Genomic DNA, 25,178 nt, shown 5'->3' with positions numbered 1-25,178 from the left:
ATGCTCCGACTCGCCTACATCATCGAACTGACCTGGCTGCTAGTGGACACGCTCAGCGGGTTCCTCCAGAACCACAACATCTTTCTGCCCGGCAATCAGACGATCAGCGCGCTGGTGCGCTTGGTCGCGGTCGGGCTGTTCATCGCTATCATCCTGCGCCATGCGAGCGTGAGCCGCCTGCCGGGCGTCGTGCTCCTCTTCCTGTGTTTCGTCTGGGCCGGCGCGCACATGTTGGCGCAGGGCATGGACGGGCCGCATGCCATGGCGGACCTGCAGTTCCTGCTCAAGCTCCTGATGCCGGTGCTGATCTACTTCGTGCTGCAGATCCAGATGGAGCAGGGGGTGCTCGATGCTGCGCGTCTGCACCGCATCCTCGGGCTCAATGCAATCGTGATGCTGGCCAATCTCTCGCTGGGCCTGTTCGGCTTCGGGTTCGGCAACTACGGCGAAACCGAGGACGGTGAGCTGCTCGGCAGCAAGGGCTTCTTCTTCGCCGGCAACGAAGTGTCCGCCACGCTGGTGGCGCTATTCGCACTTGTCGTCTTTGTTGGTCGTGCCAGGTTTCGGCGCCATCAGTTGCACCTCTTCATCGTCGTCGGCGTTTTCTTCGTCGCCTCGCTAGTGTCATTGAGCAAGACCTCGCTGCTTGGCTTTCTGCTGATCCTCCTGTTCGTGATGCACAGCTATCTGTCTCGCGCAATGAAGATCAGGTTTTTGGTCGTCTTCGGCGTCGCGGTCGCCGCCACGTCGCCATGGTGGATTCCGCTGCTGCAACTGTCGCTTGATCGATGGGAGTACTTCTGGGAGCGAAGTCCCGACTTGCTCGGCTTCATCACCAGCGGCCGCATCGACCGCATCGACCGTTATCTCGCGTGGTCCACCGAAACTGAGAACCCCCTCGTCCTGCTATTTGGCAACGGGCAGGTGACCGGTGAACTTGCGGCGTCCTTCGAGAATGACCTTCTCGATCTCACTTACAGCGCGGGCCTGCTAGGCGTGTTGTTTTACTTTGTCTGGTGCGGATGGATGATGCGCGGCTTGAGGGGACGCTGGATGGAAGGGCGCGCCGAAGGCGCCTTCGCTGCCTATATGGTCGGTATGTTCCTGATGCTGAGCGTTTTCGCCGGCCACGTCGTCTATTCCGCCACGCTGGCCCCCTTCATCGCGCTGCTGGCGCTGACGTCCTCTCAGCGATTCCCAGGCAATTCGTCACGGCCCCACGGAACGTCTTCGCCACCAACGACCACCACGGCCTCGCTGCTGCGTCCCACATGAACGATCGCATTGTCCGGTCCGCCCCATGGGCATTGATCTCGAACATGTACCCGTCCCCGACAGACCCGTCTTACGGCGCCTTCGTCGGGCGCAATAATGAAGACCTCCGCGCCGAGGGCTTCAACATCCGGGAAGAAGTTGTCATCCGTGGCCGCTCCACCGGGCTGCGTCGCGTGCGCGCCTATGCCTCGCACTACGCGGGACTTCTCCTATTGCTGCTGAAGCCCAATCGAAGTCATTACTACGTGCACTACGTGTCGCATCACTGCCTGATCCCCGCGCTTGGCGCCTCGTGGTTCGGCAAGAAAACCGTGGTCAACATCCACGGCGATGACCTGTTGCTGGGCCGATCCACGCTCTATCGACGCATCATGTCCGTCGGCCAGGCCAGGCTGGTGCGCAGCGCCAGGTTGCTGGTGGTGCCTTCCCAGTTCTTCAAGGAATTGACGCTCGAGCGTTTTCCGGACATTCCATCGGCACGAGTCGTCGTCTCACCCTCGAGTGGGATCGACTTCCCCAAACTGAGTGCTGCCACGACAAGTCGCCCGTGCTACTGGGCTGCGGACCCCGCGCACCGAATTGCCGAGTTCGGTTATATCGGGCGCATTGAGGCCGACAAGGGATGGGAGTCTCTGTTCGACGCCTTCCTGGCATTGCCTGAATTCCAGCGTTCCCGGGCGAAGCTGCACTTCTGGGGCATCGGACAACAAGTGGAAAAACTGCGCGATCGCATCGAGAAGGATGGTCAGGGCCGCGTTCTCTATCACAATGCCATCCCTCCTTCAGAACTGGCTCGAGCCCATGCACAGTTCGATTTCCATGTGGTCCCTTCGCAGCGAGAAAGCCTCGGTCTCGCGGCTCTGGAAGGATTGGCAGCTGGCCATGTGCTGATCTGCAGCACCATTCGCCCCTTCACGGATTTCACGCGGAACAGCGAGAGTGCCTTCCATTTTGATCCGACCCAACCGGGGGCTCTGGCGAAAGTCTTGAGCCATGTGCTCGAGTGTCCTGACCCAGCATTGGCAAGCATGGTCGCTCGAGGCCAGAGAATCGCCCGCGGATTCGACCGCACATCGGTGGCGCAGATACTCGCTCAGCACATTGACGACGCTCTCCAATCCTGACGGTCATGCCAATCATTTCCTCGGAAAAAATCAACTCAACGGCGAACCGCGAGCCGGCCCCGGCGATGGATTTCCAGATTGAGGATGTGTACAGGAAGGCGTTCTCCGGATCAGAGAAAGAACTCATAGAGCACCTGCATCACACGCTGTCCCTGGGTGGCATCGCCTGGGTATCGTTCGTGTACTTCGCCGCCTTGCAAATGACCGGCTGGTATGCAGGGCATCCTGAGGCAGGATATCAGCGGTCACTCGCCCAAGCGGATTTCGTTCTGGCGGATGGCATTGCTTTTCGCCTTCTGCATTTCGCCTTCCATCAACCGCATCTTTCGGGCCTGAGCATCCTGCTTCGAAACAGAAAGTACTCCGCGCAGGCCATTCCCAATCTGAACGGCACCGACCTCTCGCCCAAGATCCTGGATAGTTTGCAAGGAAGGAATGTCCGCGTAGTGCTGTATGGCGCAATGCCCGAGGTATCCACCAAGGCCATTGAACATGTCCGTCAGCGTCATCGTCTCGAAGTTCAAGGAACCCACGGCTTCGCTCCGTTTCCATTTGAGATGCTCGAAGGGCGCGATCCCGTTGTGCTGCTGGTCGGTCTGGGCACGCCGAAACAAGAACAATGGATCCTGGAAAACCAAGCACGATTTCAGGAGCGAGGTAGCCTGATCGTCATCGGCGTTGGTGGGCTATTTGACTTCTGGGGCGGCATTGAACGGAGGGCTCCTGAGGTCGTCCGGAGATCTGGTTTGGAATGGCTCTGGCGATTTATCACTCTGCCTCGTAAGAATGCAAAAAAGGCTACAGCAAGCCTGAGATTCTTTAAACATCTACTCTTCTGTCCACGACGTTCTGTCGCACATGACCACCCCCACGCCTGACAAAAATTACGGCGACACCAACTTTCTGACTGGGATGCGCGCCATCGCCATCCTGCTCGTCTTCCTCATCCATAGCGGCGGTGGCGGAATGCGTGAACTCTCAAGCTGGAGCAACTTCCTAATCGATTGCGGCAAGTACGGCGTCCAGGTTTTCTTCGTGATCAGCGGCTTCACCATCTTCAGCCAGTTCTTTTAGGAGAAGTACACGCTGAAGAAGTTCCTGATGGTCCGCCTCACGCGGTTGTCCCTGCCCTACTTCCCGTTGCTCATCGTCTTGTTCATCTATGCGCAGGCCGGGGGCACCCGGTTGACCCCGTGGGCAGAAATGCTCAACGGCGGCGTGATCGACACCACCAATCTGCTGGCTCACCTGACCTATCTGTCGCCTTACCGTCTGGCGTGGCAGAACACCATCATCGGCATCGAGTGGACATTGGGCGTGGAGGTGTTCTTCTACGTCGCAATCGGCCTGTTGATCCATCTCGGTCTGGTACGGATGCACCGGAGAGCGATGATCGTGTTCGGCGTGCTGGCGTTCCTGATCTCCGTTCTACAGCTCTTGATCGCGAAGCGATGGGGCCTCGACCCCGACTTCGTGCACTGGCTCCCGTTCGGTTACTTTCCGATGTTCTACCTTGGCGGCCTGTCCTTCGTGTTGAGGCGTCACCTGAAGGCGAAGTACCCCGATGGGAGCCGGACCGCGATCAGGCTGTACACCGGCGCGCTGGTGACAGTGGGCGTGGTCTTCGTTGCGATGCTGGCCGCCTCGACGTTCAGGCCAGTGAACGGCAAGATTGCGGAAGCGTTCTTCGTCGTCGCCACGTTCGTCACGATCGTCACCTATCGACGAGGCTCATCCGCCGGCCTGCTGAGCTCGCGCCCGCTGCTGTTCATGGGCTCGATCAGCTTTTCCTTCTACTTGCTACACTACCTCGTGATCCTGTTCATGCCGAACCCGCTCGACGCGGCGCCGGCGAACGTGCTGTTGCAGCTGGTGGTCGCTATCGCAATGTCGATCGCCTGGTGCGAGATCTTCGAAAAGCGCCTCTATTACCGCGCCAAGGCCGCGATCAAGCGCGCGGCCTGAGGCCCTGACTCGCAAGGTCAGCCGAGCGGGCCCGATACTCGGGCACCGCCTCCATCAACAGGGCCATCACGGCCCGGTCGCTCATGCGCTCGCTCTCGCGCCAACCCTCCAGCCAGGCCCCCATGCGCAGCTCCGCACGAGGCTCTCCTCCGTCGAGCCGCGCGATACGCAGCTTGGCGATCGCCGTGGGCAAAGTGGCATCCGAGTCCGCCAGCAGTTCTTCGTACAGCTTTTCTCCCGGCCTCAGTCCCGTGAACACAAGCGGAATGGCCTCCGGTCGATAACCAGCCATCCGGATCATCGTCCGCGCCAAATCGGCGATGCGGACCGACTCGCCCATGTCGAGGATGAATACCTGGCCACTCTCGCCGATCGCTCCGGCCTGCACCACCAGCCGCGCGGCCTCCGGAATCGTCATGAAGTAGCGCGTGATCTCCGGATGCGTCACCGTCACCGGCCCGCCCTTGGCGATCTGCTCCTTGAACTTCGGGATCACGCTCCCGCTCGAGCCGAGGACGTTGCCAAAGCGGACGGCCATGAACTTCGTCGCATGCCCTTGCCCGGCCATGTGGCTGATGACGAGTTCCGCCGCGCGCTTCGTCGCCCCCATCACGTTCGTCGGATTCACCGCCTTGTCCGTCGAGATCATCACGAAGCGCTCGGCCCCTGATTCCGCCGCCGCCGTGCACGCGTGATACGTCCCCAACGTGTTGTTGCGGAGGGCCGCCCACGCGTTCTCCTCCTCCATCAACGGCACATGCTTGTAAGCCGCGGCATGGAAGACGATCTGCGGCCGGTACTTCCCGAACGTGAACCTGAGGTGCTCCAGGTCCTTCACATCCCCGATCAACCTCACCAGCGGAATGTGCGGGAACTTCTCGCTCAGCTCCTGCTCGATCGAATACAGCGCGAACTCGCTCAGCTCATACAGCACGATCCTCGACGGCCCATACCGCGCCACCTGCCGGCACAGCTCCGACCCGATCGACCCGCCCGCGCCGGTGATCAGCACCACCTTCCCGCCGATGCACTCGCTGATGCCGCCTTCATCGAGCTCCACCGGCTCGCGCCCCAGCAGGTCTTCGGGCTCGATATCCCGCACCTGATTCACCGCGCGCCCCGCCAGCAGCTCCTGGCTGCTCGGCACCGTCAGCACCGCCAGCCCTGTCTTCCCAGCCAGGTCCAGCGCCCGACGCCGTTCCACCGTCGTCGCCGCCGGCATCGCCACGATCACATGCGTGATGCCGTGCATGTCCGCCAACCGCGTCGCGTCTTCCAGCGTGCCGATCACCGGCACCCCGGCCACCCGCGCGCCGCGTTTCTCCGGCGCGTCGTCCAAGTACCCCACGACCACCCATCCCTGCTGATGCTGGATCCCCGCCACCAGCAGGCGCCCCGCGTCCCCCGCGCCCATCACCAGCGCGCGCCGCTGTTCCAGCGCGCTCCCGCTGATCCGGCTGCGCATGTGCTCGTAGAGCATGCGGTAGCCCATGCGCATCGTCGCGAGCGCCATCAGCGTGAACAGGGGATGCAGCGCCAGCACCGCGCGCGGCACCTTCGTGAGCTGCGCCATCAGCACCCCCACCGCCGCGATCAGGCCCGCGAGGATGCACACCGCCGCCAACCGCTTCACCTCGCCGAAGCCGCTGAAGCGCCACATCCCCTTGGGCACGCGGAACAGTTTCAGGAACAGCGCGTACAGCGCGACGATGCCCAGCATCACCCAATGGTCGTAGTCGGGCCGGGCCTCGAACCAGCGCTCGAATCCCAGCCGGAACAGATACGTGGCCTGCCAGGCGAGCGCCACCGCCGCCATGTCCAGCGCCAGCGCCGCCGCCTCGCGGTACGGACGGATCCGCGTCAGGAAGGCATCGAGGGACAACCAGTTCATCGTGTTCTCGTTTTCTTGAACGTCTCGTGCGTGTCTTGCAGCTCGTGGCGATGGGACCGGCTCAGGCCCGGATCGCCCCCAGCGTCGCCAGGATCAGCCGGATGTCCCCAACCAGGCTGGCATTGCGCACATAGTCCGCCGCCAGCCGCAGCTTCATCGGCATGACGACCTCGACGTACTCGCGCTCGGGATCCTCCGCCTGCGCCAGCAGCTCGCTCTCGTTGCGGAAGCTCAGCGAGGCCGGATCCGTGATCCCGGGCCGCACCGACAGCACCAGCGCGCGCAACTCTTCCGGATACAGCGCTACATAGCGCGGCACCTCGGGCCGCGGCCCCACCAGGCTCATCGCGCCACGCAGCACGTCCCATAGCTGCGGCAGCTCGTCGACCTTGCTCGCACGCAGCCAGCGGCCGCTGCGCGTGATGCGCGCATCGTCGCCGATGGTGATCTCCGGGCCGAGCTTCGGCGCATCGACCCGCATCGTCCGGAACTTGTGGATGCGGAACGTGCGGCCGAAGCGCCCCACCCGCTCCTGCCGGAACATCACCGGCCCGCGCGAATCCAGTTTGACCCACACCGCCACGACCAGCAGCAGCGGGCTCAGCAGCAGCAAGCCCACGCCGGCGCAGAGGATGTCGAAGAGTCGCTTGGCCATCGGCCGTCCGCTCAGAAGCCCAGGCTGCGGCGCACCGCCGCGATCACGCGCTCGACCTGCTCGTCGGTCATCGCCGTGTACAGCGGGATCGTCACCGTGCGCTCATACGCCTTCTGCGACTCGGGGAACATCTCCGGCGTCAGGCCGTAAAGCTCCTGCCAGTACGGATGCTGGTGCAACGGCACGTAGTGCACGCTGCAGCCGATGCCCTGCTCGAACATGCGTTCGATGAAGAGGTCGCGCGACACGCCGGCCGCCACGGCCGCATCGGACAGGCGCAGCACGTACAGGTGCCAGCTGTGCACGTCCTCATTCGGCGCCTTGGGCGGCAGGATCAGCGGCAGGTCGGCGAGCGCCTCGAAGTATCGCGCCGCGATCTGCTCGCGCCGCTTCTGGAAGGCCGGCAGCCGCTTGAGCTGGTGCAGCCCCAGCGCCGCGGCGATGTCGGTCAGGTTGTACTTGAAGCCGGGCGCGACGATCTCGTAGTACCAGCTCGGCACCTTCGCGGTGAAGCGGTCGAACGCGTCGCGGTTGATGCCGTGCAGCCGCATCACGCGCGCACGCTTGGCCAGCTCCGGATCGCGCGTGACCAGCATGCCGCCCTCGCCCGTCGTCATCGTCTTGTTGGCGTAGAAGCTGAACACGGTGGCGTTGCTGCCCATCGTGCCGATCAGCTCCTTCTCCAAGGTCGTCGGCAGCGCGTGCGCGGCGTCCTCGACCACCTTCAGGCCGTGCTTGCGCGCGATGTCCAGCAGCGTCAGCATGTCCACCGCCAGCCCGGCGTAGTGCACCGGGATGATCGCCTTCGTGCGCGGCGTGATCGCGGCCTCGATCTGGTCGATCGCGATGTTCATCGTCGCCGGGTCGATGTCGACCAGCTTCACGTCCGCGCCCAGGTAGCGCACCACTTCCGCCGTGGCGGTGAAGGTGTGCGTCGTCGTGATGACCTCGTCGCCGGGGCCGATGCCCAGGGCTTCCAGCGCCAGGTGCAGGCCGGCGGTCGCGGAGTTGACCGCGATGCACTCGATCTGCGGCTCGGCCAGGAACTCGGCGAAGGCCTGCTCGAAACGTCGCGCCTTCGGGCCGGTCGTGATCCAGCCGCTCTTGAGCGTGTCGACGACCTCGGCGATTTCCTCGTCGCCCAGCTCGGGCAGCGCGAAGGGAAGGAACGGGAGCTTGGGCTCGTTGGTGCTCATGATGTCTTGGTGATCAGCGCCAGCACGTGGCTGCGCAGGAAGGGGATCGTGTTGAGGACGCGGTAGGCGCCGGGGTGGACGCGACAGGCGGCCCGCGCGATCGGCGGGGCCAGCGTGACGCGGCGCACCGCCAGGCGGCCCTCGGGGAACAGCGCGCGCACGCGTTTCAGCGGCACGCCCCGGACGTCGGGATTGCGCGGATTGTCGACGATGAAGTCGTACCAGAGCACCGCACCGCCCGGCTTCAGCCAGCGCCACATCGCATCGGCGAGCCGGCCCTGCAGGCCGTCGTCCAGGATGGAGGAGAACACCGTCGACTGCAGCACCAGGTCCTGGCTGCCGGGCTCGACCGCCGCCTGCGAGGCGTCGCCCGCCAGCAGCCGCACCTGCTGCGGCAGCACGGCGCGCGCGGCGTCGAGCCGCTCAGGCAGCAGCTCGATGCCGGTCAGGTGCTGCGGCAGCAGGCCCAGCCGCAGCATGTCCATCAGGTTGCCGCCGGCGCCGCAGCCGACCTCGGCCATCCGCCAGTCGCTCAACGGCACCGCGGGATCGGCCAGCGCCGCGCGATGCGACGCCAGCAGGCGCAGCATCGCGGCCTGGCGCTCGTGCAGCATCTGCCAGACCTCGGGGCGCAGCAGGCTGTAGCGCTCCAGTCCGGCCAGCCGCTGGTCGCGGCGGGCGTATCGCTGGGCGATGGCCTGGAGTTCTCGGTCCTGGGTCATGTCGTCGGCGGCGGAGGGCCGTGGTGAGGACTGCGTTGATCGGGACTGCGGAGGGGACTGTGCGGGACTGCCGGGGGATTCGGGGAAAACGGCTCAGGACACCGCGTCGATGAAACGCTGCGCCAGGACAGGATAGGTGTGATTCGCCAGCACGAACTCGCGGCCGCGGCGGCCCATGGCGGCGCGCTCGTCGGCCGGGACGGCGGCGAGCTGGAGCAGGCCCTCGGCGACCGCCTTCGCCTCCTGCGGCGGCACCGTCAGTCCGGCGCCGGCCTCGGCCACGGGGTCGTTGCCGGCCTCCACCGAATGCAGCACCGGCCGCTGGGCCATCATGTAGTCCATCAGCTTGTTGGGCGCGATGCCGAACCGATAGATGGGCGTGCGCTGCCAGCCGATGTAGGCGATGTCGAAGCCCTTCAGCAGCGACGGGATCTGCGCCTTCGGGATCGCGGGGAACATCGCGACGTGGGTGAGCCCCTCGTCGCGCACGCGCGCTTCGAGCTGCTCCCGCAGATGCCCGCCGCCGACGATCACGAAGCTCAGCGCGCGGTCCTTCACCAGCTTCGCCGCGTCCAGCAGCACGTCCAGCGCGTTGGGCTCGCCCATCGAGCCGGCGTAGCCGACGACGGTGCGGCCCGCCGCCCGCTCGGCGTCGAGGTGGGCCTGGATCGCGGGCTCGAGCGGCTCGCCGTGCTCGGACCATTCGTCCAGCGTGATGCCGTTGGGCACGATGTGCAGCTTCTTCAGGTCGAGGCCGTGCGCGGCCATGTGCTGGTGCACCTTGGGCAGCATCGAGACGACCACGTCGGCATCGCGGTAGGCGTCGTTCTCCGCCTTCTGGCAGAGCATCGCGAACGGATGCCACTTCGACATGCCCGACAGCTCGATCGGCGACAGCGGCCAGAGATCGTGCACCTCGTACACGAGCTTGGCCTTGGCCAGCTTCGCGACGCGGCGCGCCACCCAGATGTCCATCGGGTAGGTGCTGGAGGCGATGACGACGTCCGGCTCGAACTCGCGCGCCAGGATGTCGGCGTCCTTCCAGACCTGCCGGCAGAAGGACCAGATGTTCTTGACCCGGCCGGTGCCATTGCCCTCGTACGCCGGCGTGTCGTAGAACAAGTAGTTCACGCCGCTCATCGCCGCCATGCCGGGCTCCGGCTGGGTGGTGCGGACATGCGAGTAGGACGCGCCCAGGATCAGCGCCTGGTGCCCGGTCCGCACCCATTCGCGGGCCAGGTAGAACGGGCGGAATTCCATGCCGTGCTTCGGCGAGCCGGCGTAGTGGTTGATCAGCAGCAGCTTCATGGGGAAGGCAAAGGCTCAGACGCGCTTCAGGCGCTCGATGAATGTCTTGACGGCGGGCGCGAACATCGCGTGTTCCGCGACCCACGCACGGTTGGCGGCGCCGAGGCGGTCGGCGTCGACCGCATGGCCCGCCACGTCGGTCTGACCGACCATCAGCTGAAGCCGGTCGGCCAGCGCGGTCAGGTCGTCGCCGTCCTTGAGGATCAGGCCGTGGCGGCCCAGCAGTTTCGCGTTCGGGTGCATCGCCGCATCGATGCTGGCGATGCCGCCGGTGCCAAGCACCTCGTCGTTGGCGGGCAGGTCGGACAGGATGGGCAGGCACTCGTGCGCCATCGCCTCCAGCACCGACACCGACACCGAATCGCTTTGCGGCAGGCTCAGGAACCAGCGCGCCGGCGCATAACGGCGACCTTGCGAGGTCGCGTCCAGGCGCCCGACGAATTCGACACGGTCCGTCAGGCCGAGCGTCTGGACCTGCGCCTCCAGCGCGCCGCGCAGCGAGCCGTCGTTGGCGACGACCAGACGCGCCTCGGGCTGCTTCGCCGCGACGGCGGCGAAGACCTCGATCACGCGATGCGGCCGGTAGATGGGTTCCAGCCCGCGGTTGGTGAAGAAGAGCCACGGCTGCTTGCGGACGTTCTGCTTGGGCAACTGCTCCAGGCCGAAGGGGAAGGTCATCACCTCGCCCGCGCCGAGTTCGCGCATGCGGGCGCTCATGTGCTCGGAGTCGGAGGTCGTGATCGCGCAGGCCTTCAGCACCTGCGTCGTCAGCCAGCGGTAGGCCCAGCCCTGGTCGGGCGTGACGAGGATGTCGCTGCCCCAGGCGGAGCCGGCGATCTTCGCGCGCAGCTTCCAGCCGCGGCGCGCGGCCCAGGCCAGCGTGCCGTGCGAGGTCAGGTAGTGCGCATGCAGCCAGTCGGCGTCGACCCGCTTGAGCCAGGCGCCGAGCGCCGGCAGCTGTCGGAGCACCGCGATGTTGCCGCCGGCATGCGCGGGGTCGGTGTTCAACGCGAGGCGGCGATCCTCGGGGATCAGGAACTGGAACTCCGGCGCGAAGCCGCGCGTGGACGCGGCCCACAGTTCGAGCTCGCGCTGCTGCGACAGCGCGCGCGCCCATTTCAGGAGGTGGGGGCTCTCGCCGTCCCCGATCAGGACCAGTCTCATGCAGGCACTCCGTGCGGGACGGGGCGAGGCGCCGAGCCGCGCACCAGCCACGCCAGATAGATCGCGAAATAGATCGGCAGCAGCACCGCGATGGCGCCCAGCGCCGTCGTCAGCGCGCCGCCGGAACTCAGGACCAGCGCGACCGGCAGCACGTACAGCGCGTTGCCGACCAGGCTGAAGACCAGCGCGCCGCGCTGGCGGCCGGTGACCATGGGGGTGACCGTCAGCGGCGCCGCGATGAAGTGCGCGGCGACGTAGGGTGCGAGCCAGCGGCCGTACTCGCCGGCCCGGGCCCAATCGTCGCCCAGCAGCCAGCCGAACAGCGCCGGACCGACGGCGATCAGCACCACCATGCACGGCAGCGCGACCATCGCCAGCAGCCGGATGCCGCGCAGCAGGCGCGGACGGAGATCGACGCCGCGCTGCCAGTCGCGGGCCAGTTCGCCGAGCAGCGCCTCGGACAGCGCGCCGCCGACCAGCGTCGCCGGCGCCTTCACGAGGCGCACCATCAGCGCGTAGTAGCCCGCCGTCGCGGCGTCGGCCCAGGCGGCGATCATCGCGAGCACCAGCGTCTCCTGCGCCGCGTTGACGAAGGCGTGCGGGCTGTTAAGCAGCGGGAACTGCTTGTAGCGCCAGGCCAGCCGGCGCAGATGGCGCCAGTGCCAGGTCTTGCCGGCCCGGTCCAGCCGGGTCGCGCGTCGCCAGCGGGCCCCGCGCCGCAGCAGCCACAGCGGCGCGAGCAGCGCGGCCAGGCTCTGCGACAGCACCAGCGCCGCGACACCCGCGAAGCCGCCGATCGCCGCCACGGCCTGCGCCGCCGCCATCACGCCCTGCTGCAGCACGCGCGCCTGCGCGATCACGTCGATGCGGCCCTGGCGGTTGTTCCAGAGGCTCAGCGCCTGCTGCATGCCGGCCAGCGCGACCACCGGCGCGAGCATCAGCAGCCACGGGTCGAGCTGGTCGAGCGACACCCAGCGCCCGCCCAGCTTCGCGTGATGCGACATGAGCAGGTGCCAGGCGCTGGCGCCGGCCGCCGTGAGCAGGCCCACGCCGAGCGCGATCCACAGCGCGAGCTGCAGCACCAGCGCGGCCTCGCCGTCGCGGCGCGGCAGGACCACGGCGAATTCGTAGCGCGCGTTGGCGATGGTCGCGAGGTTCGCGGCCAGCGCGACGAACAGCGCCCAGTGGCCGAGCGCTTCCGCGCCGTACCAGCGCGTCAGCAGCGGCGCGATCAGCATCGGGATCGCCTGCGTCAGCATCGACGCACCGGCGAGCTGCGCGAAGCGGCGGCGGACGGTCATGGGGCCTTGCCCCCGTGGCGTTCCGCGATCGCGCGCACGGCGGCGCGTTGCGACGGCCTCAGCCGCCCGTGGCGCCCCAGCGGCAGGTTGAGCACGGTGCGGGCGGCGCGCTCGCCGTTCGGGCAATCGCCCTCGGTGTAGCCGAAACGCCGGCTGCCGCGCGGATGGACGACGTCGTCGAACCAGGTGCCGCCGACGATGCCCACGTCCTCGAGCGCCGCGATCGCGGCGTCGCGCGTCGCCGCGTCCGGCAGCAGCAGCGGATAACGCAGCAGCACGGCGCCGGGCGCGCGGACCGGCCACTCCCAGCCGGGCAGGTTCGTCAGCAGCGCGTCGTAGTCCTGCGCCTGCGCGCGGCGCAGCGCGTGGAGCTCGTCGAAGCGGCTCGCCTGCATCAGTCCGATCGCCGCGCTCAGCGGGTGCAGGCCGGCGCGGTAGTCGGGCTCCGTCTCGCCGGCGACCTCGCTGTCGGGCGTCTTCGCGACGACGCCCAGCATCCGCGACGGCGCCCGCAGCAGCGCGATCAGCGCCTGCAACGCAGGGCGCGGCAGGCTCATCGTCAGGCGATGCCAGCACAGCGTGAGCAGCTGCTTCACGACCGTCGAGGCCGGCGGCGCGTGCAGGGTCGGCGTGATCGCCGACGCGTGCGTCGAGACCTCTGTCGAGACATCTGCCGAGCTGTCCGTCGAGAAGTGCGCCGCGAAACGCGCACGCAGCGCCGCGTCGTGGATCACGAGCGCGCCGCCGATGCCGGTGGTCAGCGGCTTCGAATACTCGAAGCTGAAGAAGGCCGCGTGCCCCAGCGTGCCGACCATGCGGCCGATCGCGTCGGTGCTGCCCCAGGCGTGGGCCGCGTCCTCGATGAAGACGACCGCGGGGTGCTTCGCCCGCAGCGCGTCCAGGCCCTCGGTGACGAGGCCGAAGTTGTGCGGCACGACGACGACGCGTGTCGCCGGTCCGATCTCGTTCGAGATCGCGTCGGGCGTCGGATTGAAGTCGTCCCGCGCGATGTCGACGTAGCGCACCGCGAGCCCGAGGTGCATGAACACGTTGGGCACGACGACGCAGGTGTAGCCGGGCAGCAGCACTTCCGAGCCGACCGGCAGATCCAGCGACGCGGTGAACGCATGCAGCGCCGCGCGGCCGGAGCCGAACAGGCGGACTTCGCCGGACTGCGCCGGATCCAGGGCGAGGCTGCGGGCGAAGGCGGCGCGGAAGTCCTCGGCGCTGGCGTCCCCGCGGCGGAGCCAGTGCCAGAGCGCGCGAGGCAGGTCGCGCCAGCGCAGCGCGCCGGCGACGTGACCCTTCACGGGCCGGTCGACGGCGGACGGGCCCCGTCGATCCGGTGGAGCGGCCGCGCCGGCACGCCGCCGTAGACCCAGCCGCTGGGCAGGTGGCCGCGCACGACCGCGTGCGCGGCGACGACCACGCCGTCGTCGATGACGCTGCCCGGCAGCACCGTCACGCGGGCGCCGATGAACACGTTGCTGCCGATGCGGATCTCGCCGCGCCGGTAGTGGTCGCGGAACAGGCCGGTCGCCGTCACCGCGTTGGATTCGCAGAACAGCATCAGGCCGGGGCCGATGGCGACGTCGTCGCCGATGGACAGGCGCTGCTCGCTGACCAGCAGATAGCCGCCCGGCGCGATGTGGCTGCGCGCGCCGATCGTGAAGCGCCCGTCGCCGGTGGCGAGGATCTGCACGTCGCGGTACAGGATGGATCCCGCGCCGAGCGCGCTCCCGCCGGCGCAGCGCACGCGCGCGCCGGGATGGATCTGCGCCCGCGTGCCCACCGCCAGCCCCAGCCACGCCGCGACCCGCGCGCGCATCCGGGCGCGCACTGCATCCAGCGTGTAGCCGATCAGCATCGGGGCGGTCAGGTCAGCGCGATCCGCAGCGCGGCGACGACCTGGTCCTGCTGTGCCTCGCTCAGGTCGGCGCTCATCGGCAGGCTCATCACGCGCCGCGCGGCGGACTCGGCATTGGGAAGCGGCGTCGCGACGCGGCAGCGCTGCTCGTAGGCGGGCTGGCGGTGCAGCGGCTTGGGGTAATGGACCGCCGTCGGAACGCCGGCCTGCTTCAGCGCTGCCGCGACGTCATCGCGTCGATCCAGCTGCACGGTGAACTGGGCCCAGACGCAATCGCGGTCCTCGCGCACCGCCAGTCGCTGCACCGGCAGTCCGGCGATCAGGCGCTGGTAGCGTTCGCCGATCGCCAGGCGCTGCGCGATCTCCCAGTCGAAGCGTTCCAGCTTGCCCAGCACCACCGCGCATTGCAGTGTGTCCATCCGGCCGCCGACGCCCACCCGCGTGTGCGTGTAGCGCTGGCTCTGGCCATGGACGCGGATCTCGCGCGCGGCCTGCGCCAGCGCGTCGTCGTCGGTGAACAGCGCGCCGCCGTCGCCGTAGCAGCCCAGCGGCTTGCTCGGGAAGAAGCTGGTCGCGCCCCAGGTCGACAGGCCGCAGCTCTTCTTCCCCTTGTACGAGGCGCCGAAGCTCTGCGCGGCGTCCTCGATGACGGGGATGTTCCCGTGCTTCGCGGCGATCGCGTTGATCGCGTCCATGTCGCAGACCTGGCCGTAGAGGCTCACCGGCATGATCGCCCGGGTGCGCGGCGTGATGGCGGACTCGATCAGCGACGCGTCGAGGTTGCAGCTGTCGGGCTCGATGTCGACCAGCACCGGCACGCCGCCCAGCAGCACGATGGTCTCGACCGTGGCGGCGAAGGTGAATGGCGTGGTGATGACCTCGTCGCCGGGCTGCAGATCCAGTGCCATCAGCGCGATCAGCAGCGCCTCGGTGCCGCTGGCGACGGTGATGCAGTGCTTCGTGCCGACGTAGGCGGCCAGCGCGGTCTCCAGCTCCTTGACCTCGGGACCCATGATGTACTGGCCGTGGTCGAGCACGCGCTGGATGCGGGCGTCGATCGTCGTCTTCAGCGCGGCGTACTGGGCCTGGAGGTCGATGAAGGGAAGGCTCATGGCTTGGAATCCTGGGTCGCCGCGGTGGCGGGGGTCGAGGCGGTGATCAGCATCAGCGCCTGACCGTCGAGTTCATAGCGCTCGCCACTCGCGGGGCAGCTCGCGCGGCCCTGTCCGTCGACGGGCAGGTCGAGCTTCTCACCGTGGCGGCTCATCCAGCCGATCTGGCGCGCGGGCACGCCCACCATCAGCGCATACGGCTTCACGTCGCCCTTGACGACGGCGCCGGCGCCGACGAAGGCGTATTCACCGATGGTCGCGCCGCAGACCACGGTGCAGTTCGCGCCCAGCGTCGCGCCGCGCTTCACCAGCGTGCGGCGGTACTCGCTCTTGCGCGGCACCGCCGAGCGCGGGTTGTAGACGTTGGTGAAGACCATGGACGGGCCGCAGAAGACGTCGTCCTCCAGCGTCACGGCGTCATAGACCGACACGTTGTTCTGGATCTTCACGTTGCGGCCGATCGTCACGTCGTTGCCGACGTAGACGCCCTGCCCCAGCGAGCAGCCGTCGCCCACGCGCGCGCCGGCGCAGACGTGGCTGAAGTGCCAGACCTTGGTGCCCTCGCCGAGCTGCGCGCCGTCGTCGACGACCGCCGAGGCGTGTTGCCAGAAGCTCATGTCAGAACACCAGCGGCAGGCCGACGCGCTGGCCGTCGCGCGCGCTGCGGTAGCAGGCGACCAGCAGCTCCAGCGAGCGCAGGCCTTCGTAGCCGTCGACCTGCGCCTGCGCCTCGCCGCGCAGCGTCTGGATGACGTTGTCGTAGTACGCGGCGTGGCCGAAGCCGTAGACGCTGGTCGTCTCGTAGCTGGCGTTCTTCACCAGCTCGTCGTCGGGATGCGGCGTGTCGAAAGCCCAGTGCTCGATCTTGTTGACCGCGGTGCCGCCGATCTTGACCGTGCCCTTCTCGCCCAGGATGGTGATCGAGCCTTCCAGGTTCTGCGGGTAGGTCAGCATCGTCACGTTGATGCTGGCCAGGCCGCCGTGGCGCAGGCGCAGCGCCAGCACGCCGGTATCCTCGGCCTCGATGTCGCGGGCCAGCGTGGCGGTGTAGGCGTGGACGTTGTCCACCGGACCCACCAGCCAGTCCAGCAGGTCGACGTAATGGCTGGCCTGGTTCATGAAGGCGCCGCCGTCCATGTCCCAGCGGCCGCGCCAGCGGGCGGCGTCGTAATAGCTTTGCGGGCGGGTCCAGAACACGTTGACCGTGCTCATGAAGATGCGGCCGAAGCGGCCCTCGTCCAGCGCCTTCTTGACCAGCTGCACGGTCGCGTTCAGGCGGTTCTGCTTGACCACGAAGAGCTTGACGCCAGCGTCGCGGCAGGCGCGGACCATGGCCTGGCCTTCCTCGAATTTCGTCGCCATCGGCTTCTCGCTCAGCACGTGGCGGCCGGCCTGGGCGCAGGCGATGGCCTGCTGCGCATGCAGCCCGCTGGGCGTGGACAGCACGATCAGGTCGGCGTCGGAGCCCGCCAGCAGCGCGTCCAGCGAGGCGAAGCCGCGCTCCGCGGGCAGGCCGGTCTGGGCCAGCGCGGCCTGGACGGCCTCGGGGCGGGTATCGCAGACGGCGACCAGCTCCGCGCGGCCCTGGTGCCGGGTCAGCGCGTCGACGTGGTTCTTCGAAATACGGCCGCAACCGACCAGGGCGACGCGGACCGGGCGGTCCAGGATGGGGAACTGAGGCATGGGGGGCGATTTTAAGAGCCTAAAATCGCGGCCAGCATTTTCCAGGTCCACGATGAGCCAGCCCCAAGCCCCCCAGACCGGCGCCGACCAAGCGGCGCCCGCGCAAGACGAGAACAAGCTGATCGCCGAACGCCGCGAGAAACTCGCCGCGATCCGCGAGAAGTCCAAGGCCAAGGGCGTCGCGGCCTTCCCCAACGACTTCAAGCCGCAGCACCGCGCGCAGCCGCTGCAGACGCAGTACGGCGAGCTCCCCAACGAGGAACTCGAGCCCCAGGCCGTCGCGGTGACGGTGGCCGGCCGCATGATGCTCAAGCGCATCATGGGCAAGGCCAGCTTCGCCACGCTGCAGGACGCCACCGGCGCGATCCAGCTGTTCCTGTCCAAGGACGCGCTGGGCGACGAGGTCTACACCGACTTCAAGCACTTCGACCTGGGCGACATCATCGGCGCCGAGGGCACGCTCTTCCGCACCCGCACCGGCGAGCTCTCGGTCAAGGTCACGACCCTGCGCCTGCTGACCAAGTCGCTGCGTCCGCTGCCGGACAAGTTCCACGGCATGGCCGACCAGGAGCAGAAGTACCGCCAGCGCTACGCCGACCTGATCTCCGACGGCAAGGCGCGCGACCGCTTCGTGGCGCGGTCCAAGGCCGTGTCCTCGATCCGCTCGTACATGGTCGAGAACGGCTTCCTGGAAGTCGAGACGCCCATGCTGCACCCGATCCCGGGTGGCGCGAACGCCAAGCCCTTCATCACACACCACAACGCGCTGGACCAGGAGATGTACCTGCGCATCGCGCCGGAGCTCTACCTGAAGCGCCTGGTGGTGGGCGGTTTCGAGCGCGTCTTCGAGATCAACCGCAACTTCCGCAACGAGGGGATCAGCGTCCGGCACAACCCCGAGTTCACGATGATGGAGTTCTACGCGGCCTACTGGACCCACCAGGAGGTCATGAGCTTCACCGAGGAAGTGATCCGCCACGCCGCGCGCGCCGCCACGGGCAGCGCCCAGGTCACCTACGCCGGCAAGCCGGTCGATCTGGAGAAGCCCTTCACGCGCCTGTCCGTGCGCCAGTCGCTGATCGTGCACGCGGGCGTGACCGAGGCCGAGGCCGATGACGCCGACGTGCTGCGCGCCAAGCTGAAGGAGCTCGGCGAGGAAGCGCCGAAGCACTGGGGCCTGTCGGCGCTGCAGTTCGGCCTGTTCGAGGCGGCGGTCGAGGAGAAGCTCTGGGAGCCGACCTTCATCGTCGACTACCCGGTCGAGGTCTCGCCGCTGGCGCGTGCGTCGGATGCGGATCCGACCATCACCGAGCGTTTCGAGCTCTTCATCACCGGCCGCGAGTACGCCAACGGCTTCTCGGAGCTGAACGATGCCGAGGACCAGGCCGCGCGCTTCCAGTCGCAGGTGGCCAACAAGGATGCGGGCGACGAGGAGGCGATGTTCTTCGACGCCGACTTCATCCGTGCCTTGGAGTACGGCATGCCCCCGACGGGCGGCTGCGGCATCGGCATCGACCGCCTGATGATGCTGATCACCGACAGCCCGTCGATCCGCGACGTGATCCTCTTCCCCGCGCTCCGCCGCGAAGGTTGAACCAGGAGACAGGCATCACCTGACCCCATTCAACGTGCAGTCAACGACTGCGAGTGGGGCCGGAATGCTGCTGGGGGTTCCCGGAGGGATGCCCCCTGCTGCGTGGAGTGCCCGCGCCTGGCCTCACGCAAGCCCGGCCTCACGCAAGCCCGGCCTCCCGCAATCACAGCCTCACGAACGAAAAAAGGACACCCGAGGGTGTCCTTTTTCCTTGCTGGCCCCCCAGGCCGGCCGGTGCGTCCGGCAGTGTCGAGGGGGAAGCGTGGTCTTACTTGGCCGAGTTGCCTTCGGTCGTCGCGCCCTTCTTGGCGGCCGTCTTGACGGCGGCCTTCTTGGCGGCGATCTGGGCCGAGGTCGGCGCGTTGATGCCGTTCTCGAGCGAGCCGACGCCGGCTTGCTCAGCGCTCAACGAGCCGATTTCGCCCGATTCGCGGGCGGCTTGCAGCTCGGCGATGACTTCGGCGCGGGTCTTCTGGACCGGTTCGGCGGCGAAGGTGGCGCCGGCGGTCAGGAAGGCGGCGGCAATCAGGGTGGTCTTGATCAGGGTGTTCATGGCGGGCTCCTAGCGGTTCGTTGCACCGGACTCCGCACTCCGCGTTGTCCATGGGTTGAACTTTAGGCGCCGCCGCCTAGGGGAAACACTAGGCAAACTGGAAAGATCCGTTCACGGATTGTCAACAATCCCCCGACCGAGCACCAAGCGTACAGCGGTCGGGATCAAGGATTGTTTCAATCGGGGCCGGATATGGGGAGGACTGCCGAGGCCGCTGGCCCTCACCCCCACCCTCTCCCGCAAGCGGGAGAGGGAGCCACCCGGTGCTCTCCCGCAAGCGGGAGAGGGAGCCAACCCAGTGCTCCTGCGGCGGATGGCTTGCTCCTCTTCACCCCTTCCCTCGCCCGCAAGCGGAAGAGGGGTATGCATGGCGCCGATCGGGCTCCCTCTCCCGCACCGCGGGAGAGGGCGGGGGGTGAGGGCCAGCGGCCGCCGCAGTCAGGCAACTTCAGCTGTGCTTGAACGCCGGCGCCCGCTTCGCCAGGAAGGCGTCCATGCCCTCGCGCTGGTCGTCGGTGCCGAAGAGGGCGTGGAAATAGCGGCGTTCGATCGCGACGCCGTCGGTCAGCGGGCCTTGGTAGGCCAGGTTGACCAGTTCCTTGATCAGCATCGTCGACGGCCCGCTGAAGCCGTTGATCGTCTCCGCCGCCGCCAGCGCCTCGCTCATCAGCTGCTCCGCCGGCACCACGCGCGACACCAGCCCGGCGCGCTCCGCCTCGGCCGCGTCCATCATGCGGGCCGTCAGCAGCATGTCCATCGCCTTGCTCTTGCTGACCGCGCGCGGCAGGCGCTGCGTGCCGCCCGCGCCGGGGATGATGCCCAGCTTGATCTCCGGCTGGCCGAAGCGGGCCGTCTCCGCCGCGATGATGAAGTCGCACATCATCGCCAGCTCGCAGCCACCGCCCAGGGCAAAACCTGCCACCGCGCCGATCACCGGCTTGCGCACCTGCAGGAGGGTCTCCCAGTTCTTCGAGATCAGGCCGCTCTTGAACGCCGACAGGAAGGTGTGCGGCGCCATCGTCGGAATGTCCGCGCCCGCGGCGAACGCGCGTTCGCTGCCGGTCAGCACGATGCAGCCGATGCCGTCGTCCGCGTCGAAGGCCAGCAGCGCGCGACCCAGTTCATCCATCAGCGGATCGCTCAACGCATTCAGCTGCTTGGGGCGGTTCAGCCGGATCACGCCGGTCTTGCGCTCGCCGGTGCCGGCAACCTCCACCAGGATGTTCTCGAACGTCACGCCGGACAGGGCTGGAATCATGGGATGTCTCCTTGAACTGGAATGGCGGCAACTATAGAGGCGCCCGCGGACGGCGAGGCCCGCGCCCCGTGACGGTCAAGGCGCCGCGGCGGATGCCGACGGCATCGGCTGCGCCGGCGCCAGCGCCTGCTTCGGCGGCGCCTTCAGCACGAGGTCGATGTGCGTGCGCGGATCCTTCGCCCGGTTCTGCCAGATCCGCACCCGCACCGGCAGGTACTGCAGCGACGGCGCCAGCCAGAACTCCGCCTGCATGTCGCCGCGCGTGTCGTCCATGTCCGAGTCCACGTGCCACGCCGCGATCGGCCCCAGCGGCGTCGCGACGTCCTCCATCCCGCGCACCTTGTAGCGCCACAGGTGCACGTTGCGCGGCAGAGCCAGCGGCTGCTGGATCAGCAGGTCGCCCTGCGCGGATTGGCGACCGGTCAGGAACAGCCAGGTGAACTGCACGAACTGGCTGGCCGCGTCCTGCGTGCCGTCGGGCACCGGCTCGCGACGGCCATTGGCCAGGCGCACGCCGCCCAGGTCGAAGAGCAGCGTCGTCTGCCGGTTCCCGCCCGCGAGGCCGCCGGTCACTTCGTCGAAACGCTTGGGCGCCAGGCCCAGCGGCGTGATCTCGCCATCGCTGCTCATCCGGCGCGACATCAGCGGCGCGATCTTCGGGCCGATCCAGGCCTCGAGGTGGACCTGGTAATGCGTCCCCTCCCGCAGCCACTGGACCCTGGCGTCACCGTAGATGGCGCCGCGGAAATCGCCGGTCAGCTTGTAGTCGAGCTCGGTGGACAGCGGCCATTCGATCCCCGGCATCCACTCGCCCACCGCGTCGGAGACGGCCAGCGCCGGCGGCATCGCCAGCGCCTGCAGCTCGGGCGGCGGTTCGCTGGCCGCGGGATCGGGCGGCAGCGGCGCCGGCCCCTCGCCGAGCGCCGGCATCGATTCGATGCGGCGTGGCGGCGTTCCCTGCGGTCCGTCCTTCGGCGGCGCGGTGGCGGGCGGCGGCGGTGGCGCCGCCGTCAGTTCCCGGACGAAGGCCGCCTGCAGCCGCTCGGGTTCGGGCGTCTCGGGCGCCCATTGGTCGTGGAGCTCGCGGGCGCCGCTCAGCAGCCAGAGGTGGGCGCCGATCACCGCCACCGTGAGCCCGGCCAGCGCGACGTGATGTTTGCGGATGCCGAGCACCGCCTCGCGCCAGCGGCGCGGGTCGGCGAGCGGCGCCACGCCCCTCGCCGCCGACGACAGCCATCGGCCCACCGCCCGTCCGGCGTCCTGGATCTGCCGGATTTCAAGGGCGAGCCGGCGTCTCAGCCACCCAACCATGCGCGCCGCAGGCTTTGCGCACGCGCGGGCGCCTTGTCGAGCAGACCCAGGCAGACCGGCCGCGCCGCGCTGTCCTGCGTCGGCAGCGTCAGGGCCAGCGTCAGCATCCGCTGGTCGCGCGTCACCAGCAGTTCGAGCCGTTGCGGATCGATGTGGTTCAAGGTCAGCGGCAGGTCCTCGAGCTTGCGCACGCGCCAGCCGTTGCAGGCGACGATCTCATCGCCCGCGCTCAACCCGGCCGCCAGGCCGGCGCTGTCGAGCAGCACGTTCTTGACGGTCACGATGCCGTCGGACTCCGACACCCGCAGCCCCAGGCGCTGCGCCAGCGTCGGCTTGTCCAGGCACCAGCGCACGCCGACGCGCTCCAGCAGCTGCGGCAGCGGCAGGTCCTCGGTGCCGTGCACCCAGGTCGACAGCGTCTGCGCGATCGCCTCGCCGCCGAGATCGACGAGCTTCTGCAGGATCTTCGCCTCGCTGACCGGCCCGCCGCCGGTGTCCTTCCACAGGCCGCGCATCAGGTCGTCGAGCGACATCGGCTTCTCGCACTTCTCCGCGCCGCGCAGCGACAGGTCCAGCGCCAGCGCCACCATCGAACCCTTGGCGTAGTAGCTCACCACCGCGTTGGGGGTGTTCTCGTCCTGGCGGTAGTACTTGGTCCAGGCCTCGAGGCTGGAGCGCGCCACGCTCTGGTGCTTGCGCCCCGGCGCGCCCAGCACCTGCGTGAGGGTGTTGCCGATCAGCTTCAGGTAGCGGGCCTCGTCGATCAGGCCGGCGCGGACCAGGAAGAGGTCGTCGTAGTACGAGGTGAAGCCCTCGAAGAACCACAGCAGCTCGGTGTAGTTCTCCTGCTCGTAGTCGTAGCGCTCGAACACGTCCGGCCGCAGCCGCTTGACGTTCCAGGTGTGGAAGTACTCGTGGCTGATCAGGCCGAGCAGCTTCACATAGCCGTCGCCGGTCTCGGACTGGCCCAGCCGCGGCAGGTCGCGCCGCGCCGCGATCAGCGCGGTGCTGGCGCGGTGCTCGAGGCCGCCGTAGCCGTCGTCGGTGCAGTTCAGCAGGAACACGTAGCGCGACATCGGCGGCTTGCTCTTGCCGCAGTGCCAGAAGGCGATCTGCGCCTCGCAGATCTTCTGCGCGTCCCGCAGCAGCCGCTCGCCGTCGAAGATCGGCAAGGCGCCGGACACGACGAACTCGTGCGGCACGCCGCCGGCGACGAATTCGCCGCGCCAGAACGGACCCAGCTCGAAGGGGTGGTCGGCGAGCTCGTCGTAATCGGCCGCCTCGAACTGCAGCGGCGCGCTATCGACCGGCGCCATCGCCGTGGCGACGTCCCAGCCCTCGGGCAGACCGGCGAGCTCGACGCGGTGCGGCAGATCGTCCTTGCCGTGGGCGCGCAGGCACAGGCCGGTCGCGTTGAAGAAGCCGCGCTGCGCGTCCAGGAAGGCGGCGCGCACGGACGTGTCGAAGGCGTAGACCGGGTAGCTGATGATCAGCGCGCCGCGGCCGGCGCAGTCGAATTCCCAGCGGTTCTTCGCCGTCTGCGTGACCAGCACCTCACGCTGGCCCTGGCGCGCCGTCACGGCGCCGAGGTGGCGGGAGAACTCCCGCACTAGGTAGCTGCCCGGGATCCAGACCGGCAGGCTCAGGACCTGGCGCGGCTCGGGCGCGGGCACGGTCAGCGTGACCTCGAAGCGATGCGCGTGCAGGTCGGCGACGGCGATGCGGTAATGGATCGTGGGGCGAGCGGTCATGAGGAACAGACTACCAAGGCTGGCCCGCGCGTGGGGCGCGTCGGACGCTTTTCTGGAAGGTTCTGGGCGGTTCTGAGTGGTTCTGGGCGGTTCTCGTTCAGGAGACGGACCCCGCCCAGGGTTCGTCCGGATCGACGCCCGGGCGGGTTCCGCGGCGGGCTCAGGTCCCCTGGGCGGCGATGAAGCAGCTGAGCGCCGCCACGGCGCTCAGCCGGAAGCGCAGCGTCAGCCAGGCCGAGGCGCCGAGCGAGGGATACAGCTTGCGGTCGGCGACGTAGCAGGCGATCAGCAGGAAGCCCTCGATCACCAGGCCGGCGTACGCCGGCATCGTCGAGGCGATCCACGCCAGCAGCGCCGGCACGATGCCCCAGATGAAGGGTGCGGGCGACGGGATGGTCTGGCGCATGCCCAGCCCCCAGTGGATCGCTCCCAGGAAGCTGATCACGATGGCCGCGTACCGCGACAGGCCGTCGGTGACGTAGGGGTGCGCGTCTTCCCGCACCAGCCAGACCAGCACCGCGCCGAGCACGAAGGGGATCAGGCCGGCGTAGCCCAGCCGCAACGCGATCGGGTTGACGGAGGCCGAGGCGGCGTGGACCGGGGCGGCGTGGTGGGGGGTGCGGTCGCTCATCGGACTCAATCGGAATCAATCAGGATCAATCGGGATCAGGACTTCTTCTGCGCCTTGTCGGCATCCTGGATCGCCTGGAAGCGCTGTTCGAGCTGCTGCGGGCTCAGCGCACCCGGGGCCCGGGTGCCGTTCTCGAACAGGATGGCCGGCGTGCCGTTGACGCGGATCTTCTGGCTGAGGGCCAGGTTGCGCTGGATGGCCGAGCTGTCGCATTTCGCATCGGCCGGGCCGGCCATGGCGCCGTCGATCATCCAGTTGCGCCAGGCGACGGTGTTGTCCTTGGCGCACCACATGGTGCGCGACTTCTCCGGCGAGTCGCCGCCCAGGATGGGGATCACGAAGGTGTAGACGGTGATGTTGTCGACCTCCTGCAGCGACTTCTCGAAGCGCTTGCAGTAGCCGCAGTTCGGGTCGGCGAAGACGGCGATGCGACGCTTGCCGTCGCCCTTCTTCCAGACGATCGCGTCCTTGAGCGGCAGCGAGGCGAAGTCGATCGCGGTGATCTTCTCGATGCGCTCCTGGGTGACGTTCTTGCGGTTCTTCAGGTCGAGGATCTCGCCCTCGATGAGGTACTGGCCACTCGCGTCGGTGTAGCGGATCTCGCTGCCGATGCGGACCTCCCAGAGCCCGGCGATGGGGCTGGGGCGGACCTCGTCGATCTTGATCTCCTTGGGCATCACCGTGGCGAGGTTCTTGCGGATCGTCTCCTCGTTGGTCTGGGCGGAGCAGCCCGACAGGCCCAGGGCGGCCAGCGCCGCGGCCAGGGCCAGGGTCTTGCGGGAGAAGGACGTGGACAGCAGGGACGTCATGGGCACTT

At 68.0% G+C, this 25,178-nt stretch carries 22 protein-coding genes and 1 pseudogene; 5 read left to right on the top strand and 18 right to left on the bottom strand.

The annotated features are described in order from the left end of the window. From AC07O8_RS10690 to AC07O8_RS10675, 4 genes and pseudogenes are all read left to right on the top strand, one after another. The gene (locus AC07O8_RS10690; RefSeq protein ID WP_495047987.1) at positions 1-1,275 is read left to right on the top strand and encodes an O-antigen ligase family protein; all 1,275 of its coding nucleotides are present in this window, start codon (positions 1-3) and stop codon (positions 1,273-1,275) included. Then, positions 1,272-2,399 (top strand): glycosyltransferase family 4 protein, encoded by a 1,128-nt coding sequence (locus tag AC07O8_RS10685; protein WP_495047986.1) that lies wholly within the window; start codon positions 1,272-1,274, stop codon positions 2,397-2,399. Before AC07O8_RS10690 ends, AC07O8_RS10685 begins: the two co-directional genes overlap by 4 nt. Positions 2,400-2,404: 5 nt before the next feature. Further along, complete coding sequence (locus AC07O8_RS10680) at positions 2,405-3,277, top strand: WecB/TagA/CpsF family glycosyltransferase (RefSeq protein WP_495047985.1); 873 nt, start codon at positions 2,405-2,407, stop codon at positions 3,275-3,277. After that, positions 3,258-4,364 (top strand): annotated as a pseudogene (locus tag AC07O8_RS10675) (acyltransferase family protein). Before AC07O8_RS10680 ends, AC07O8_RS10675 begins: the two are co-directional and overlap by 20 nt. Here the strand turns inward: AC07O8_RS10675 and AC07O8_RS10670 are convergent. The 12 genes from AC07O8_RS10670 to AC07O8_RS10615 all read right to left on the bottom strand — a co-directional run bounded on the left by AC07O8_RS10670 (position 4,348) and on the right by AC07O8_RS10615 (position 17,263). Beyond that, positions 4,348-6,255, bottom strand: coding sequence for a polysaccharide biosynthesis protein (locus AC07O8_RS10670; RefSeq protein ID WP_495047984.1), 1,908 nt, complete (start codon positions 6,253-6,255; stop codon positions 4,348-4,350). The pseudogene AC07O8_RS10675 and the gene AC07O8_RS10670 overlap by 17 nt on opposite strands. Before the next feature lie 61 nt (positions 6,256-6,316). Continuing rightward, a complete protein-coding gene (locus tag AC07O8_RS10665) occupies positions 6,317-6,910 on the bottom strand; it encodes a sugar transferase (protein WP_495047983.1) in 594 nt (197 codons plus the stop codon). Positions 6,911-6,921: 11 nt separating this feature from the next. After that, positions 6,922-8,106 carry a DegT/DnrJ/EryC1/StrS family aminotransferase gene (locus AC07O8_RS10660; protein ID WP_495047982.1) on the bottom strand — a complete coding sequence of 395 codons (1,185 nt, stop codon included), beginning with the start codon at positions 8,104-8,106 and terminating at the stop codon, positions 6,922-6,924. Next, the gene (locus tag AC07O8_RS10655; protein WP_495047981.1) at positions 8,103-8,828 is read right to left on the bottom strand and encodes a class I SAM-dependent methyltransferase; all 726 of its coding nucleotides are present in this window, start codon (positions 8,826-8,828) and stop codon (positions 8,103-8,105) included. Before AC07O8_RS10655 ends, AC07O8_RS10660 begins: the two co-directional genes overlap by 4 nt. A 93-nt stretch (positions 8,829-8,921) precedes the next feature. After that, positions 8,922-10,136: a glycosyltransferase family 4 protein gene (locus AC07O8_RS10650; protein WP_495047980.1), complete on the bottom strand. Its 1,215-nt coding sequence runs from the start codon at positions 10,134-10,136 to the stop codon at positions 8,922-8,924. Between the two features lie 15 nt (positions 10,137-10,151). Continuing rightward, positions 10,152-11,300: a glycosyltransferase family 4 protein gene (locus AC07O8_RS10645; protein ID WP_495047979.1), complete on the bottom strand. Its 1,149-nt coding sequence runs from the start codon at positions 11,298-11,300 to the stop codon at positions 10,152-10,154. Beyond that, positions 11,297-12,601, bottom strand: a complete 1,305-nt coding sequence (locus tag AC07O8_RS10640; RefSeq protein WP_495047978.1) for a lipopolysaccharide biosynthesis protein — start codon at positions 12,599-12,601, stop codon at positions 11,297-11,299. The genes AC07O8_RS10645 and AC07O8_RS10640 overlap by 4 nt, the downstream gene beginning before the upstream one ends. Further along, complete coding sequence (locus tag AC07O8_RS10635) at positions 12,598-13,911, bottom strand: DegT/DnrJ/EryC1/StrS family aminotransferase (protein WP_495047977.1); 1,314 nt, start codon at positions 13,909-13,911, stop codon at positions 12,598-12,600. The genes AC07O8_RS10640 and AC07O8_RS10635 overlap by 4 nt, the downstream gene beginning before the upstream one ends. Continuing rightward, positions 13,908-14,468 (bottom strand): acyltransferase, encoded by a 561-nt coding sequence (locus AC07O8_RS10630; RefSeq protein ID WP_495047976.1) that lies wholly within the window; start codon positions 14,466-14,468, stop codon positions 13,908-13,910. Before AC07O8_RS10630 ends, AC07O8_RS10635 begins: the two co-directional genes overlap by 4 nt. An 8-nt stretch (positions 14,469-14,476) precedes the next feature. Further along, positions 14,477-15,580, bottom strand: coding sequence for a DegT/DnrJ/EryC1/StrS family aminotransferase (locus AC07O8_RS10625; RefSeq protein ID WP_495047975.1), 1,104 nt, complete (start codon positions 15,578-15,580; stop codon positions 14,477-14,479). Next, positions 15,577-16,197, bottom strand: coding sequence for an acyltransferase (locus AC07O8_RS10620; RefSeq protein ID WP_495047974.1), 621 nt, complete (start codon positions 16,195-16,197; stop codon positions 15,577-15,579). Before AC07O8_RS10620 ends, AC07O8_RS10625 begins: the two co-directional genes overlap by 4 nt. A gap of 1 nt (position 16,198) precedes the next feature. Further along, positions 16,199-17,263 (bottom strand): Gfo/Idh/MocA family protein, encoded by a 1,065-nt coding sequence (locus tag AC07O8_RS10615; RefSeq protein WP_495047973.1) that lies wholly within the window; start codon positions 17,261-17,263, stop codon positions 16,199-16,201. A 52-nt stretch (positions 17,264-17,315) separates the two neighbouring features. Between AC07O8_RS10615 and lysS the strand changes: the two genes are divergently transcribed. Further along, positions 17,316-18,857: a lysine--tRNA ligase gene (gene lysS, locus AC07O8_RS10610; RefSeq protein ID WP_495047972.1), complete on the top strand. Its 1,542-nt coding sequence runs from the start codon at positions 17,316-17,318 to the stop codon at positions 18,855-18,857. 268 nt (positions 18,858-19,125) lie between these two features. On the opposite strand, the gene AC07O8_RS10605 is transcribed toward lysS, so the two are convergent. From AC07O8_RS10605 to AC07O8_RS10580, 6 genes are all read right to left on the bottom strand, one after another. Then, positions 19,126-19,410 (bottom strand): DUF4148 domain-containing protein, encoded by a 285-nt coding sequence (locus tag AC07O8_RS10605; protein ID WP_495047971.1) that lies wholly within the window; start codon positions 19,408-19,410, stop codon positions 19,126-19,128. Between the two features lie 448 nt (positions 19,411-19,858). Beyond that, complete coding sequence (locus AC07O8_RS10600) at positions 19,859-20,647, bottom strand: enoyl-CoA hydratase (protein ID WP_495048134.1); 789 nt, start codon at positions 20,645-20,647, stop codon at positions 19,859-19,861. 96 nt (positions 20,648-20,743) lie between these two features. After that, positions 20,744-21,880: a DUF3108 domain-containing protein gene (locus tag AC07O8_RS10595; protein WP_495047970.1), complete on the bottom strand. Its 1,137-nt coding sequence runs from the start codon at positions 21,878-21,880 to the stop codon at positions 20,744-20,746. Between the two features lie 83 nt (positions 21,881-21,963). Beyond that, positions 21,964-23,730: a M61 family metallopeptidase gene (locus AC07O8_RS10590; protein WP_495047969.1), complete on the bottom strand. Its 1,767-nt coding sequence runs from the start codon at positions 23,728-23,730 to the stop codon at positions 21,964-21,966. A 160-nt stretch (positions 23,731-23,890) separates the two neighbouring features. Continuing rightward, positions 23,891-24,361: a DUF3429 domain-containing protein gene (locus tag AC07O8_RS10585; protein WP_495047968.1), complete on the bottom strand. Its 471-nt coding sequence runs from the start codon at positions 24,359-24,361 to the stop codon at positions 23,891-23,893. 35 nt (positions 24,362-24,396) lie between these two features. Then, positions 24,397-25,170: a DsbC family protein gene (locus AC07O8_RS10580; RefSeq protein ID WP_495047967.1), complete on the bottom strand. Its 774-nt coding sequence runs from the start codon at positions 25,168-25,170 to the stop codon at positions 24,397-24,399. Positions 25,171-25,178 lie beyond the last annotated feature (8 nt).

It is taken from the genome of Roseateles sp. GW821-FHT09G09, from assembly GCF_059415965.1.
Note: the sequence above shows the minus strand (reverse complement) of the source record. Positions and strands in the feature narration are given on the sequence as shown.

What these genes read in the sequence shown, in the direction of transcription:
- AC07O8_RS10690 (WP_495047987.1), top strand. Translation starts at nt 1, where the DNA reads ATGCTCCGACTCGCCTACATCATCGAACTGACCTGGCTGCTAGTGGAC.
- AC07O8_RS10685 (WP_495047986.1), top strand. Translation starts at nt 1,272, where the DNA reads ATGAACGATCGCATTGTCCGGTCCGCCCCATGGGCATTGATCTCGAAC.
- AC07O8_RS10680 (WP_495047985.1), top strand. Translation starts at nt 2,405, where the DNA reads ATGCCAATCATTTCCTCGGAAAAAATCAACTCAACGGCGAACCGCGAG.
- AC07O8_RS10670 (WP_495047984.1), bottom strand. Translation starts at nt 6,255, where the DNA reads ATGAACTGGTTGTCCCTCGATGCCTTCCTGACGCGGATCCGTCCGTAC.
- AC07O8_RS10665 (WP_495047983.1), bottom strand. Translation starts at nt 6,910, where the DNA reads ATGGCCAAGCGACTCTTCGACATCCTCTGCGCCGGCGTGGGCTTGCTG.
- AC07O8_RS10660 (WP_495047982.1), bottom strand. Translation starts at nt 8,106, where the DNA reads ATGAGCACCAACGAGCCCAAGCTCCCGTTCCTTCCCTTCGCGCTGCCC.
- AC07O8_RS10655 (WP_495047981.1), bottom strand. Translation starts at nt 8,828, where the DNA reads ATGACCCAGGACCGAGAACTCCAGGCCATCGCCCAGCGATACGCCCGC.
- AC07O8_RS10650 (WP_495047980.1), bottom strand. Translation starts at nt 10,136, where the DNA reads ATGAAGCTGCTGCTGATCAACCACTACGCCGGCTCGCCGAAGCACGGC.
- AC07O8_RS10645 (WP_495047979.1), bottom strand. Translation starts at nt 11,300, where the DNA reads ATGAGACTGGTCCTGATCGGGGACGGCGAGAGCCCCCACCTCCTGAAA.
- AC07O8_RS10640 (WP_495047978.1), bottom strand. Translation starts at nt 12,601, where the DNA reads ATGACCGTCCGCCGCCGCTTCGCGCAGCTCGCCGGTGCGTCGATGCTG.
- AC07O8_RS10630 (WP_495047976.1), bottom strand. Translation starts at nt 14,468, where the DNA reads ATGCTGATCGGCTACACGCTGGATGCAGTGCGCGCCCGGATGCGCGCG.
- AC07O8_RS10625 (WP_495047975.1), bottom strand. Translation starts at nt 15,580, where the DNA reads ATGAGCCTTCCCTTCATCGACCTCCAGGCCCAGTACGCCGCGCTGAAG.
- AC07O8_RS10620 (WP_495047974.1), bottom strand. Translation starts at nt 16,197, where the DNA reads ATGAGCTTCTGGCAACACGCCTCGGCGGTCGTCGACGACGGCGCGCAG.
- AC07O8_RS10615 (WP_495047973.1), bottom strand. Translation starts at nt 17,263, where the DNA reads ATGCCTCAGTTCCCCATCCTGGACCGCCCGGTCCGCGTCGCCCTGGTC.
- lysS (WP_495047972.1), top strand. Translation starts at nt 17,316, where the DNA reads ATGAGCCAGCCCCAAGCCCCCCAGACCGGCGCCGACCAAGCGGCGCCC.
- AC07O8_RS10605 (WP_495047971.1), bottom strand. Translation starts at nt 19,410, where the DNA reads ATGAACACCCTGATCAAGACCACCCTGATTGCCGCCGCCTTCCTGACC.
- AC07O8_RS10590 (WP_495047969.1), bottom strand. Translation starts at nt 23,730, where the DNA reads ATGACCGCTCGCCCCACGATCCATTACCGCATCGCCGTCGCCGACCTG.
- AC07O8_RS10585 (WP_495047968.1), bottom strand. Translation starts at nt 24,361, where the DNA reads ATGAGCGACCGCACCCCCCACCACGCCGCCCCGGTCCACGCCGCCTCG.
- AC07O8_RS10580 (WP_495047967.1), bottom strand. Translation starts at nt 25,170, where the DNA reads ATGACGTCCCTGCTGTCCACGTCCTTCTCCCGCAAGACCCTGGCCCTG.